The sequence below is a fragment of the Bradyrhizobium sp. AUGA SZCCT0177 genome (genome assembly GCF_018130125.1).
GTDB lineage: Bacteria > Pseudomonadota > Alphaproteobacteria > Rhizobiales > Xanthobacteraceae > Bradyrhizobium.
In genome coordinates this window covers 1-13,124 of the sequence record NZ_JAFCMA010000049.1, presented here as the reverse complement: position 1 = coordinate 13,124, position 13,124 = coordinate 1, and the positions used below count along the sequence as shown (strand labels likewise).

General features: G+C 63.0%; 9 protein-coding genes and 1 pseudogene. 2 read left to right on the top strand and 8 right to left on the bottom strand.

Going from position 1 to position 13,124, the window contains the following annotated elements; all coding sequences use genetic code 11:
- Positions 1–18: 18 nt before the first annotated feature.
- Both argS and JQ597_RS34840 read right to left on the bottom strand, forming a co-directional pair.
- Positions 19–1,812, bottom strand: a complete 1,794-nt coding sequence (argS, locus tag JQ597_RS34845) for an arginine--tRNA ligase (protein ID WP_212269930.1) — start codon at positions 1,810–1,812, stop codon at positions 19–21.
- A gap of 23 nt (positions 1,813–1,835) precedes the next feature.
- A complete protein-coding gene (locus tag JQ597_RS34840; RefSeq protein ID WP_212269929.1) occupies positions 1,836–3,044 on the bottom strand; it encodes a deoxyguanosinetriphosphate triphosphohydrolase in 1,209 nt (402 codons plus the stop codon).
- A 107-nt stretch (positions 3,045–3,151) separates the two neighbouring features.
- Here JQ597_RS34840 and erpA point away from each other — a divergent pair, with 107 nt between their 5' ends.
- A complete protein-coding gene (gene erpA / locus JQ597_RS34835; RefSeq protein WP_192739521.1) occupies positions 3,152–3,481 on the top strand; it encodes an iron-sulfur cluster insertion protein ErpA in 330 nt (109 codons plus the stop codon).
- Positions 3,482–3,487: 6 nt separating this feature from the next.
- Here erpA and JQ597_RS34830 read toward each other — a convergent pair whose 3' ends face one another.
- From JQ597_RS34830 to JQ597_RS34820, 3 genes are read right to left on the bottom strand one after another with little or no spacing between them, the layout of a single operon-like run.
- Positions 3,488–4,327 (bottom strand): amidohydrolase family protein, encoded by an 840-nt coding sequence (locus tag JQ597_RS34830; protein ID WP_249148438.1) that lies wholly within the window; start codon positions 4,325–4,327, stop codon positions 3,488–3,490.
- Between the two features lie 17 nt (positions 4,328–4,344).
- Entirely contained in the window at positions 4,345–7,470 is a 3,126-nt protein-coding gene (locus JQ597_RS34825; RefSeq protein ID WP_212269928.1) for an efflux RND transporter permease subunit, read from the bottom strand.
- A 3-nt stretch (positions 7,471–7,473) separates the two neighbouring features.
- On the bottom strand, positions 7,474–8,604 hold the full coding sequence (locus tag JQ597_RS34820; protein WP_212269927.1) for an efflux RND transporter periplasmic adaptor subunit: 1,131 nt from the start codon (positions 8,602–8,604) through the stop codon (positions 7,474–7,476).
- A 157-nt stretch (positions 8,605–8,761) separates the two neighbouring features.
- On the opposite strand from JQ597_RS34820, the gene xth reads away from it, so the two are divergent.
- The gene (gene xth, locus JQ597_RS34815; protein WP_212269926.1) at positions 8,762–9,553 is read left to right on the top strand and encodes an exodeoxyribonuclease III; all 792 of its coding nucleotides are present in this window, start codon (positions 8,762–8,764) and stop codon (positions 9,551–9,553) included.
- 54 nt (positions 9,554–9,607) lie between these two features.
- Here the strand turns inward: xth and JQ597_RS34810 are convergent, their stop codons facing one another.
- From JQ597_RS34810 to JQ597_RS34800, 3 genes and pseudogenes are all read right to left on the bottom strand, one after another.
- A complete protein-coding gene (locus tag JQ597_RS34810; RefSeq protein WP_212269925.1) occupies positions 9,608–10,468 on the bottom strand; it encodes a tetratricopeptide repeat protein in 861 nt (286 codons plus the stop codon).
- Positions 10,455–11,096: pseudogene (locus JQ597_RS34805) on the bottom strand (dihydroxy-acid dehydratase domain-containing protein); the annotation flags it as partial. The gene JQ597_RS34810 and the pseudogene JQ597_RS34805, both read right to left, overlap by 14 nt.
- A 340-nt stretch (positions 11,097–11,436) precedes the next feature.
- On the bottom strand, positions 11,437–12,678 hold the full coding sequence (locus tag JQ597_RS34800; RefSeq protein ID WP_212269923.1) for a cytochrome P450: 1,242 nt from the start codon (positions 12,676–12,678) through the stop codon (positions 11,437–11,439).
- Positions 12,679–13,124: the final 446 nt, after the last annotated feature.

Genomic DNA, 13,124 nt, shown 5'->3' with positions numbered 1-13,124 from the left:
GAGGGCCTTCGCCCCTGCCTACCGCATCTCGGTCGGAGCGTGGACGCCGAGAACGGCTAAGCCCGATGCCAGAACCGAGACGACGCCCTGGACCATTGCCAGTCGCGCCTTCGTAATCTGTGCATCATTAGTGATAATGAAGCGTAAATAGGGCAAATCCCGCCCCCTGGTCCAAAGCGCGTGAAATTCACTCGCGAGATCATAGAGGTAAAAAGCGATTCGGTGGGGTTCATGCGCCACCGCCGCGGCCTCGATCATCCGGGGATAGAGCGCCAGCTGCTTCAGCAGGCTGAGTTCCGCAGGGTCCGTCAGCCGCTCCACCGCGGCATCCCCGAGAAAGGCCGCCCGGGCGGAATCGCTCTCCGGCAGGTCGGGAACCAGTTCCCGGGCGTTCTTGAAGATCGAATGGCCGCGGGCATGGCCGTACTGGACGTAGAACACCGCGTTGTCCTTGGACTGCTCGATCACCTTGGCAAGGTCAAAATCCAGCACTGCGTCGTTCTTGCGGAACAGCATCATGAAGCGAACGGCGTCCGAGCCGACCTCGTCGACCACCTCGCGCAAGGTGACGAACTCGCCGGAGCGCTTTGACATCTTCACAGGCTCGCCGTCGCGCAGCAGCTTGACCAGCTGCACGATCTTGACGTCGAGGGCCGCCTTGCCCGAGGTCACGGCCTTCACCGCGGCCTGCATGCGCTTGATGTAGCCGCCATGATCGGCGCCGAACACGTCGATCAGGTTGGTAAAACCGCGATCGAATTTGTTCTTGTGGTTGGCGATGTCGGACGCAAAATATGTATAGGCGCCGTCCGACTTGATCAGCGGACGATCTACATCGTCGCCGAATGCGGTGGCCCGAAAGAGCGTTTGCTCGCGGTCCTCGTAGTCGTCGACCACCTTGCCTTTGGGCGGCGCCAGGCGGCCTTCATAGACATCGCCTTTGGAACGCAGATAATCGATGGTCTCGGTGACCTTGTTGTTGCCGGACTCGATCAGCGAGCGCTCCGAGAAAAACACATCGTGCTTGATGTGGAGCGCGGCGAGATCGGTCTTGATCATGTCCATCATCATGTCGATGGCCTTGAGCCGCACGATCGGCAGCCAGACGTTTTCCGACATCGCCTTGAACTTGTCGCCGTATTCGGCGGCAAGCGCCTGCCCGACCGGCACGAGATAGTCGCCGGGGTACAGGCCTTCCGGTATAGCGGCGATGTCCTCGCCGAGCGCCTCAAGGTAACGCAGATAGGCGGAGCGGCCGAGCACGTCGACCTGCGCGCCGGCGTCGTTGATGTAATATTCGCGCGTGACGTCATAACCCGCGAATTGCAGCAGGCTGCATAGCGCGTCGCCGAACACCGCGCCGCGGCAATGGCCGACATGCATCGGCCCGGTCGGATTGGCCGAGACATATTCGACATTTACCTTTTCGCCGCCGCCGATCGCGCTCGCTCCATATGCCGCGCCCTCGCGCAGCACCGTGCGCAGCGCGTCGGCCCACACCTCTGGCTTCAAGGTGAGATTGATGAAGCCTGGCCCGGCGACTTCGACGGAGGCGATCAGATCGTCCGCGCGCAGCTTTTCGGCGAACTTGTCGGCGAGATCGCGCGGCTTTGCCTTGGCGTCCTTGGCGAGCACCATCGCGGCATTGGTCGCCATGTCGCCATGGGTCGCATCGCGCGGCGGCTCGACCACCACGCGGGAGAAATCGATGCCGGCGGGCCAGTTTTCCTCGGCCGCTAGCACGGCACAAATCCTGTGCACGCGCGCAAGCACATCGGCAAAAAGGTGCGGAGAAGTGGGTTTTTCGGCCATTTTTTGAAGTCCTCGGCCGCCGCCTAACGCAAATCCGGGGTCGAGTCAAAAAGCCTTTGATGCTCGGTCAGGGCAAAACGGTCGGTCATCCCGGCAATGAAATTGCCGATCCGGCGGATACGTTCGCCCTCGGTCTCGTGCTCGGTGCCCTCGACCCACTCGGCCGGCAGGTTATCCGGCGATTTCTGGTAGCGCGCGAACAGGTCGAACACGATCTGCTCCGCCTCGCCCATCACCCGCATCACCCGCTTGTGGCGGTACATTCGCAGCTTCAGGAACGCCTTGATGTCGGCCTCTTCCGCCGCCACGGCAGGCGGAAACGCGACCAGCGGCTGAGCGCAGTGGCGTACATCATGGGCCGATTGCGGTTTGGCGGCCTCGATCCGCCTGCCGGCCTCCGCCACAACAGCCGAGATCATGTAGGAAATCAGCTCGCGCACCAATTCCGCCCCGCGCCTGCTGTCATCGAGATCAGGATAGTGCTTGCCGATGTCAGCGATGATGGCTGCCGTGAGCGGCATCACCTTGAGGTCGTCAACGCTGAACAGGCCCGCGCGCAGGCCGTCATCGATATCGTGAGCGTCATAGGCGATGTCGTCGGCGAAGGCTGCGACCTGGGCCTCCAGCGAGGCGTAGGTCCACAACTCCAGATCATATTTGCGGTTGAAATCGGCGATCCCGACCGGGATCCCACTGTCGCTGTAGCGCCCGGCCGGGGCCCCGCTCCGCTCCGTCAGCGGGCCGTTGTGCTTGACGATGCCCTCCAGCGATTCCCAGCTCAGATTGAGGCCGTCGAACTCGGGGTAGCGATGTTCCAGCGAGGTGACGACGCGCAGGGTCTGGGCGTTGTGATCGAAGCCGCCATGGGCCTGCAGGCATTTGTCCAGCGCCCGCTCCCCGGCATGGCCGAACGGGGGGTGGCCGAGGTCATGGGCCAGCGCCAGCGTCTCGGTGAGGTCCTCGTCGAGCCCGAGTTGGCGGGCCAGCGCGCGGGCGATCTGGGCCACCTCCAGCGAATGGGTCAGTCTTGTGCGGTAATGATCGCCTTCATGGAACACGAAGACTTGAGTTTTGTGCTTCAGGCGGCGGAAGGCGGTAGAATGGATCACCCGGTCGCAGTCGCGCCGGAACGGGCTGCGGGTCTTGCTCGGCGGCTCCGTAAACAGCCGGCCGCGGCTGCGATCGGGATCGCAGGCATAGAGCGCGCGGGGGGCAGCCATTCCGACCGACACGTTTTTTTAGTCCTTATCCATTTGATTCTGCGAGATTACATACTTAACTATGGGGAGCGCGGGATACCAAATGAATTGGGTATGACGCCTTCGACCGGAGACCACGCATGACCACTGCCATCACCGTCAGCGAGCGGGCCGCCCGCCGCATCGGGCAAATCCTCAAGACCGAGGGCGACGGCGCCATGCTGCGCATCTCTGTCGAAGGTGGCGGCTGCTCCGGCTTCCAGTACAAGTTCGACGTCGAGCACGCCCAGGCCGAGGACGATCTGGTGATTGCGCGCGAGGGCGCGGTGGTGCTGGTCGATCCGGCATCGGTGCCGTTCCTGGCCGGCTCGGAGGTCGATTTCGTCGACGACCTGATCGGCGCGTCGTTCCGGGTGGTCAATCCGAACGCCACCGCCTCCTGCGGCTGCGGCACCAGTTTTTCGATCTGAGCGATATCAGCGCGGCGCGGCGAATAGCGCCTTCGCATTGCCGCTCGCGATCTGCTCGGCGATTTTTGGCGATAGCTGCGCCAGCCATGCGCGATAGCTCGCCATGATCTCACCATAGCTGGCCCAGCGCTCCGGCACCCAGGTGTCCGAACCGAGCAGGAAGCGATCAGGATAGCGTTCGAACAGCGTCCGCCACTCAGCCGTCAGCTTGCCTGCGCCGTCGGTGATGCCGCTGCGATACGACAACTCTCCCCACAGCTTTGGGTATTTCGACAGCATCGCCGTGACGCGATCGGTCGACAGCCCAAAGCCGGTATGCGCCCAGATGATCCGGGCTTTCGGATTGTGCCGCATCAGGATCTCGACCGCCTCGTCATCGGCATGGGCGTGCAGATAGAGGTCGTTGGCGACAGCAAAATCGACGGTCTTCTTCACCCACTCGTTTTCCGCCGACTTGCCCGACAGATGGAATTCGCCGATGCCGCGGTAGTAGCCGCGCTTGAATTCGTCCTGCACGAGATCGAAGATCACGGGATCGCCGAACCAGCTCTGGATATCTGACCGGACGCGGTACGGCCGAATGAAAGGCACGACCTGCAGGCCATCGGCCTTCGCATCCACCAGCGCATGCGTTCCACTGTTCGGGCGGCTGGTCGCGAGGATGCCGGTGACGCGATGCTTCTTGAACAGCGCGAGCACCTCGTCGAGCTGGTAATAGGGCTTCGGTTCCCAATTGTAATGCAGATGCGCATCGAAGATTTCGATCGGCTCGGCCGCAACGGCCTTGGTCCCGGCAGTCCACGCAAGCGCGATCAGGACGACGATGCATCGCAAGGCGGTCCACATTGCCCGCGCCAGGACCATTACTCGGCCGCGACCACGTGCGGCCGCTCGCCGTCGGTTTCTTCGAGCTGCGGCTCGAGCCGGCGCTTCAGGCGGCGGTCGATGCGGTCGAGATAGATGTAGATCACGGGGGTGATGTACAGCGTCAGCAGTTGCGACAGGCACAGACCGCCGACTACGGCGACGCCGAGCGGCTGGCGCAGTTCGGCGCCGGCGCCGGCGCCGAGCGCGATCGGCAGCGTGCCGAAGATCGCGGCGAACGTCGTCATCATGATGGGGCGGAAACGCAGCAGCGCGGCTTCGCGGATCGCATGCTCGGCGCTGAGGCCGACGCTGCGGCGTTCCAGCGCAAAGTCCACCATCATGATGGCGTTCTTCTTGACGATGCCGACCAGCATCACGATGCCGATCATCGCGATGACGGACATCTCCATTCCGAACAGCATCAGGGTCAGGATCGCGCCGATGCCGGCCGACGGCAAGCCGGAGATGATGGTGATCGGGTGGATGAAGCTCTCGTAGAGTATGCCGAGGATGACGAAGGCCGCGAACACGGCGGCGAGGATCAGGACGCCCTGCCCGCGCAGCGAATCCTGGAACACCTGCGCCGTACCGGAGAAGCCGGTGGCAATGGTCGCCGGCAGGTTGGAGCTCTGCTCGAGCGTCGTGATCTTGTCGACCGCATGCCCGAGCGAATAGCCCGGCGCGAGGTTGAACGAGATCGTCACCGCCGGCTGCTGCGCCTGATGGTTGATTTGCAGCGGCCCCACCGTCGGAACCAGCTTCGCCACCGCTGACAGCGGAATGGTCTGGTTGTTCTGGGTCTTCATGTAGAGCTTGGACAGGTCGGACGGATCGACCCGGAACTGCGGCTGCACTTCCAGGATGATCTGGTAGTCGTTCGACGGCATATAGATGGTGCCGACCTGGCGCGAGCCGTAGGCGTTGTAGAGCTGGTTTCGAACCTGGTCGACGGTAACGCCGTATACCGCGGCCTTCTCGCGGTCGATGTCGACCGTCATCTGCGGGTTCTTGATGTAGAGATCGGTGGTGACGTCGAGCAGGCCCGGCACCTTCTCGATCTTGTCGCGCATTTCCGGCGCCAGCCGGTACAGCGAGTCGGTGTCGCCGCTCTGCATCACATACTGGTATTGGCTCTTGGAGATCCGCCCCCCGATATTGAGGTTCTGGATCGGCTGGAAGAACGCCTGCATGCCTGGAATCTGGCGGGCTTTGCCCCGCAGCCGCCCTATGATCGTCGTGAGGTTGTCGCGTTCCTTCTTCGGCTTCAGCGCAATGAACAGCCGTCCGTAATTCGCCGTCGTGTTCGGTCCGCCGGCGCCGACGGTGGAGTTGATGTATTCGATCGCGGGATCGCTTCTCAGCACCGCGACCAGCGCCTGCTGCCGCTCCTTCATCGCATCGAAGGACGTGTCGGTCGCAGCCTCGGTCACGCCGATCAGGAAGCCGGTGTCCTCCTGCGGAAAGAAGCCCTTCGGCACGATCATATAGAGGTAGACGGTGCCGCCCAACGTCGCCAGCGTCACGGCCAGCATCAGCGCCTTGCGCGCCAGCACCCAGTCGAGCGTCCATTCATAGGCACGCAGCCAGGATTCGAACATCGCCTCGAAAACGCGAAGCACGATGTTCGGCTTCTTGTTCGGGTCGTGCGCCCGCAACACGCGCGCGCACAGCATCGGCGTCAAGGTCAGCGAAACGAATCCTGACACGATGATCGCGACCGATACCGTCACCGCAAACTCGCGGAACACCCGGCCGACGATGCCACCCATCAGCAACACCGGGATGAACACGGCGATCAGCGAGAACGTGATCGAAATGATCGTGAAGCCGATCTCGCGCGCGCCTTTCAGCGCAGCTTCAAACGGCTGCATCCCGCGCTCGATATGGCGGACGATGTTCTCCAGCATGACGATGGCGTCGTCGACCACGAACCCGACGGAAAGGGTCAGCGCCAGCAGCGTCATGTTGTTGATCGAATAGTCGAGCGCGTACATCACCGCGCAGGTGCCGAACAGCGAGATCGGAACCGCCAGCGCCGGAATGAAGGTCGCCGACGCCGAGCGCAGGAACAGGAAGATGACGAGGATGACCAGCCCGATCGCGATCAGCAGCGTCTCCTCGACGTCGGCCACCGCCTGACGAATGGATACCGAGCGATCCATCAGCACGTTGATCGACACCGATGGCGGGATCTGCGCCCGCAGCACCGGCAATTTGGCCAGAATGCCATCGACCACCGCCACCGTGTTGGCGTCCGGCTGTTTCTGGATGCCGAGCACGATCGAGCGCTCGTCGTTCAGCCAGGTTGCGATCCGCTCGTTCTCGACGCTGTCGTAGATCTTTGCGACCTCATCGAGCTTGACCGGCGAACCGTTGCGCCAGGCCACCACGATCTTGCTGTAGTCAGCCGCCTTGTCCATCTGGCCGGAGGCCTGCAACGCCACGTCCTGCTTTGGTCCATTCAGCGTGCCGACCGGGGTCGACGAATTGGCGGCCGAAACCGCGGCGCGAATGTCTTCGAGCGACAATCCGCGCGCCGCGGCGGCTTCCGGATCGGCCTGGACGCGAACGGCGAACTTCTGCGCGCCGTAGACGCTGACCTGCGCGACGCCCGGTATCTGCGACAAAGTCTGGCCGATGGTGATTTCGCCATATTCATTGACCGCCGACAGCGGCAGCGTGGACGAGCCAAGCACCACGAACAGGATCGCGAAATCGGCCGGGTTCACCTTGCGGAAACTCGGCGGGATTCTCATCTCGATTGGCAACCGGCGTTGCGCGATGGTCAGCGCCGTCTGCACGTCGAGCGCGGCGGAATCGATATTGCGGTTGAGATCGAACTGGATCGTGATCTGGCTCGAGCCCTGCGATGAGTTCGACGACATCGAGGAGATGCCGGCGATGGTCGAGAGCTGGCGCTCGATGACGCCGGCCACCGAGGCTGCCATCGTATCCGCGCTCGCGCCCGGCAAGGTCGCGGTCACGGCAATGGTCGGGAAGTCGACCCGCGGCAGCGCCGATACCGGCAGCAGGCGGAAGCCGAAGATGCCGAACGCAATGATCGACGCCGTGATCAGCGTCGTCATGACCGGCCGGCGGATGCAGAGCTCCGAGAGCGTCATCGGCTACGCCCCCGCCTTCTTCGCCCGCGGCTCGACCCGCGTTCCATCCGACAGCAGCAATTGTCCGTCGACCACCACGCTCTCGTCGCCGGCGAGCCCTTCTGAAATCACCGACATGCCCTGCGAGGTACGATCGACCGTGACCGATTGAACCTTGGCTGTGCCGTCCTTGACGATGAAGACGAAGTTGCCGGTCTGGCTACGCTGCACGGCGACCGTCGGAACCACGATCGCATCTTCGCTGCGGATCGTCAGTCGGGTCGCGACCAGGGTGCCCGGCCACAAGGTCTCGTTCTCGTTGTTCATGATGCCGCGCACGGTGACCATGCCCGTGGTGGCATCCACCGTGTTCTCGACCATCGCGATCTTGCCGCTTTCCGAGCGCTGATGGCCCGGGATCGTCGCGGTCACCCCGGATGCCCCCTTCGCCATCGACTCGCGCAGATCGACCAGCACGCGCTGGGGAACGGCGAACGTCACATAGACCGGCGCCATCTGGTTGATGACGGCGAGCGGCGCGAGATCGGCCGGCCGCACGAAATTGCCGACCTTGACGTTAGCCGCACCGACCCGGCCCGAGAACGGAGCGCGGATCGTGGTGTAGCTTTTCTGGACCTTCAGATTGTCGAGCGCCGCCTGGTCGGCCTTGATGGTTCCAGCCAGGATGTCAGCCGTCGTCTTCGCGTTGTCGAGATTGACCTGCGTGGTGGCACCCTTGCCGATCAGTTCGCTGTACCGCCGGACATCGCGCTGCGCACCTTCGAGCTGGGCCTGGTCCTTCGCCAGGACCCCCTCGGCCTGCTCGATCTGGGCGTCGATCTGGCGCGCATCGAGCGTGAACAGCAAGTCGCCTTCGTTGACCTTGGCGCCGTCCTGGAAATGGACCGACACGATGGTGGTTTCCAGCCGCGACTTCAGCGCCACGCTGGAGATCGGCGTGACGATTCCGTTGGCGTCGACATCGACGGGCACGGACTTGCGCTCCGCCTTCGCCAGTTCGACCGAGACCATGCGCGGGCGCTGCGGCCCCTGTGCGCTGGCGTTGCTCCCCATCCACGACGAGCGGGTTGTGTAGGCCGCGACGGCAGCAATGCCGATAATGCCGGCGAAAAGTATCCAGTTACGCTTTTTCATAATTTTTCACGTCCGCCGGTCCGCAAAGGGCGGGACAGCTGCTCCCGCCCCCCTTGACGGCGACTTTTACGCCTTATTTCTAGATAGTTATCACAGCCTCGCGGCACATGGTATGCCACTGCAGCGAAAATGTGTGATTACAATCCGGGCTTTTGCAATGCGTATTGCTACGTGGAACGTCAATTCGGTCCGGCAGCGGATCGACCATCTCCTGACCTGGCTGAAGGACTGCGCGCCTGACGTCGTCTGCCTGCAGGAAATCAAATGCATCGATGAGGCCTTTCCGCGGCTCGAGATCGAGGCGCTCGGCTACAACGTCGTCACCCACGGCCAGAAAACCTTCAACGGCGTTGCGCTGTTGTCGAAGCTGCCGTTCGAGGAAACCAAATCCGGCCTCGCCGGCGACGACGAGGATGCCCATGCCAGGTTCCTCGAAGGCGTGATTCCCCTGAAGAAGGGCGTGCTGCGCATCGCCTGCCTTTATCTGCCCAACGGCAATCCTGCGGATTCAGATAAATATCCCTATAAACTCAAATGGATGTCGCGGCTTCTTGAGTACTCCAGGGAGCGACTTAAAGCGGAGGAGCCGCTGATCCTGGCGGGCGACTTCAACGTCATCCCGGCAGCCCGGGACGTCTACAATCCCGCCGCCTGGGCCAATGATGCGCTGTTCCGCCCGGCGACCCGCGAATCCTTCCAATCGCTGCTCGGGCTTGGCCTGACGGACGCGCTGCGGGCCGTGAACGACGCCCCCGGCCAGTACACCTTCTGGGACTATCAGGCCGGTGCCTGGCAGAAGAACTGGGGCATTCGGATCGACCATTTGCTGCTGTCGCCGCAGGCCAGCGACCGGCTCATCAATGTCGGTATCGACAGCTACGTGCGCGCCTGGGAGAAGCCGTCGGACCATGTCCCGGTCTGGGCCGATCTCGATCTCGAAACCGCCTGAGCGAATAAGCGCCGCTCAAGCCAGGCCGCGGCAGCAACCAAGCCGCGGCGGGAATCAGTCCCGGCGGCCCTGCACCCAGTGCTCGAGCATCTGCAGCGCCATGGCGCGGTCGTCGCCGGAGGCTTTCGACATCGCCCGGGTGTAGCTTTCCTTGATCCAGACCTCGTCCGGCGTCGCACTCTCGCTCGCCAGGGTCAGCCACATCAGCCCGCGGGCGCGCTGCGGCGGCAGCCGGTCGCCATTGAACAGCATCTGGCCGAGCAGCGCCTGCGCCTGATGCTGGCCCTTCTGGGCGGCCAGACCAAGCCAGCGGGCGCCATAGCGGAAATCTTCCCGCGAAGCGTCCGGGGTCTTCAGATAGAGCCGCGCCAGGTCGTACTGGGCGTCGGCATTGCCGAAATAGGACGCGGCATAGGAGAACATCTCCCGCGCCCGCTCCCGGTCGACCTTGACCTTCGAATTGGGAATGCCGTTGAGATAATACCGCCCCAGCGCCACGAACGCGTTGGCCACGATCGTCGCCTGAGGCGCCGACGGGCTATCCTCGGCGTGCTGGTTGGCAATGCGGCTGAAATATTCGAACGCCCGCAGGTCGTCCTGGGTGACGCCATCGCCGTTGGCATACATCCGGCCGAGCTTCCACTGGGCCACGGGATGACCGCCTTCAGCGGCGTATTGCAGGGAGGTCAGCGACGGCGCGGAGGCGGCAGCCGCCGCGGTTGCCGGCGGAATCGCCTTTTTTGCCCCTGGAATACCCAAGGCCTGGGCGTTCAACGCCTGTGCGGCGGGCTGGGAAACCACGGGAAGAGCGGCATCTTTGGGATTTACCGGCGCACCATCGAACGCGAATCCGGAGCCTGCCACCGGCGCGGCCCCTAACATCAACGCAAGAATGATACGCCTAGATGTCCGCATAACACTGTTTCTCGTGCGCACCGTCTGGATGGGAAACAGCGCCATCCATCGCCTGCCCGGTCCTTTGGGCGTCCTTCCACAGCGCAGCCGATTTGAAGTTAGTCGCTCGGGACTGCCGTTTGGTCTCATGTTCAGGGGCGTCGGCGCCGGTCAACTTTACGTTAAGACTCGCCGCGGCGTTCTTTTCGCGGTCCAAGCCGCGGACAGAACTTGAAAATTCAGAACCTGAAAATATCGGCTTCGACATGCCCGCGACCTTCACGACCGCACCTTCCTGCGCAAAATCTTTTTGGCCAACGATACCGCCGGTGGCGGCCATCGGCTTTACGCTCTTGAGGTTTTCGGCGATCGTCCGGCCCGTGGCGGTAAGGCAATTCCCGCGCAGGTGGCCGTTGTCGAGCAGCGTCTTCATCAGAAGCGATATGCTCCCAATTTCCTGCATGTCTTTGGCAACATAACGGCCGCTCGGCTGCAAACCCGCGGCACACGGAGTCTTTTTGAAGATTTTTCCCGCGAAGATTTCGGCGCCGTCGATCAAATCGAATCTGGTGCGGCAGCGATTGGCGATCACAGGCGAGTGCGATGCAGCATTGCCGGTGCCGAAGGAAGCCGCGATGACGGCGGCTGCGACATAGGCTTGGGCTTGGGCTTGGGCTTGGGCTTGGGCTTGGGCTTGCGGCGCGCGCGCGGGTCCCGCCGTCACGTGACAGCTCGGCAGCCTGTCCTTGATGTTGGTCCCTGCGTGCATCGCGAACCTGTTTCCCCAGCCGACTCGTCTTGGCGAGCGCTGTGGCCATCAGCCTATGAAGGCATGATTTCATGCAGGGGTGTGGCTAAAAAGCGGCGCAGGCAATAGCTGGCTGATTTGACGGTTAAATGTTCAGGAAGTGTTGCGGCCACGCAACAATCGTAGCAAGCGGGCAACGATCGATGGCACAACCCGCACAGGCTGTGGAACCAAAAACCCGCTACTCCTGCTTTACGCCACCCGGACCGCGTGTTTGCCTGATCACCACAACCGGCAACCGGTCGATCGCGCGCAGGCCAGGCCGCTTGCGCCATTTGATTTCGGATGGATCGACAGCCAGCGCCAGCTCGGGCCAGCGCCGGAACAGCGATTTCAGCGCACATCGGCCTTCGATCCGCGCCAGCTGATGGCCGAGGCAAAAATGGATCCCGGTGCCGAACGCGATGTGGCGGTTGGGCCTGCGCTGCAGGTCGAGCCGCTCAGGATGCGGATTGGCTTGCGGGTCCATGTTGGCGGCGGCGAGCATCGCCATGACCTTGTCGCCCTTCCTCACCTGCACGCCGCCAAGATCGACATCCCGGCGCACATAGCGCGGCTTGGTGAACTGCACCGGCGTGATGAAGCGCAGAAATTCCTCGACAGCCAGATCGAGCCGGCTTTCGTCCTCACGCAGCCAGTAGCGCAGTCCGGGATTCTTCAGAAGCTCGAACGCCGATCCGCTGATCAGATGCGTCGTGGTTTCGTGGCCGGCGAACAGCAGCAGGAACACCATCGACACGATCTCGTCGCGGCGGATCTTCCCGCCGTCCTTTTCGACGCGCACGATCTCGGCGATCAACCCCTGCCCGCCTTGCCGGCGAACGGTTTCCAGATGCTGCTCGACATAGCGCCGCATGGCAAAAATCTTCGGCATCATGCCGAGAAAGCCGAGCGCGCCGGTGAAACGGGTAAAGCCGCTGGCCCAGGCGGTGAATTTGGCGCGGTCGGCGAGCGGCAGCCCGAGCAGTTCGCAAATCACCGACAGCGGCAGCCGGCGCGCAAAGCGCTCGACGAGATCAGCCGGACTGCCTTCGGCAAACAACTCATCGGCAAGCTGGTCGCCGATCGCCTGGATATGCGGCTCCATGTCGAGCACGGCACGGCGGCGGAACGCTTCGTCGACGATGTCGCGCAGCCGCTTGTGATCGGGCTCGTCCATCGACAGCATGCTGTTGGCGAGCGTGCGCACGATGCCCGGCATCCACCATTGCAGCCCGGCGACATTGCCATCGTCGCGGCGGATGGTGAAGGTCTCGGTATCCTTCAGCACCTGATCAGCGAGCGCTTGCGTGGTCGTGGCCCACACCTTGCCGATGATGGGAAAGCGCACTTCCACCACCGGCCCGGTGGTGCGCAGCTTCTCGATCGCGGTGGCGGGGTCGCGAAAGAACTCCTGGCTGGTGAAGTCGGCCTGTAAACTCATGTGCGGTTCCTTCGCTGAAGTCCGATGCCCGATATGCGAGCTCGACGTAATAATTCCAGCCCCAATGGGTAACGTCATTGCGAGGAGCGATAGCGACGAAGCAATCCATGCTGCCCGCGCGGATGGATTGCTTCGCTCCGCTCGCAATGACGGCGACGGAGCGGCTCCACACAATGCCGTCATCCCCGCGCAGGCGGGGATCCAGTACGCCGCGGCTTATCGGTTCAATCATCAGCGTCTCTGGAATACTGGGTCACCCGCCCCCCGTGCGCAATTGCGCACTCGGGCGGGTGACGACGACCGAATATGTCTATGCAATCTCGCGACGCGATGCGCCCGAGGTTTGCCAGAAACTTCCCGCCCTCCAATGAGAGGGCGCAGGGAAGACCGGGTGCGCGCTGCACCCGCGGTCCCGTGTGCGGTTTGCACTAAGTAGGCTGCACACG

Coding starts and splice junctions, on each gene's coding strand:
- JQ597_RS34810 (WP_212269925.1), bottom strand. CDS start 10,468: ATGCGGACATCTAGGCGTATCATTCTTGCGTTGATGTTAGGGGCCGCG.
- erpA (WP_192739521.1), top strand. CDS start 3,152: ATGACCACTGCCATCACCGTCAGCGAGCGGGCCGCCCGCCGCATCGGG.
- xth (WP_212269926.1), top strand. CDS start 8,762: ATGCGTATTGCTACGTGGAACGTCAATTCGGTCCGGCAGCGGATCGAC.
- JQ597_RS34825 (WP_212269928.1), bottom strand. CDS start 7,470: ATGACGCTCTCGGAGCTCTGCATCCGCCGGCCGGTCATGACGACGCTG.
- JQ597_RS34820 (WP_212269927.1), bottom strand. CDS start 8,604: ATGAAAAAGCGTAACTGGATACTTTTCGCCGGCATTATCGGCATTGCT.
- JQ597_RS34830 (WP_249148438.1), bottom strand. CDS start 4,327: ATGTGGACCGCCTTGCGATGCATCGTCGTCCTGATCGCGCTTGCGTGG.
- JQ597_RS34800 (WP_212269923.1), bottom strand. CDS start 12,678: ATGAGTTTACAGGCCGACTTCACCAGCCAGGAGTTCTTTCGCGACCCC.
- argS (WP_212269930.1), bottom strand. CDS start 1,812: ATGGCCGAAAAACCCACTTCTCCGCACCTTTTTGCCGATGTGCTTGCG.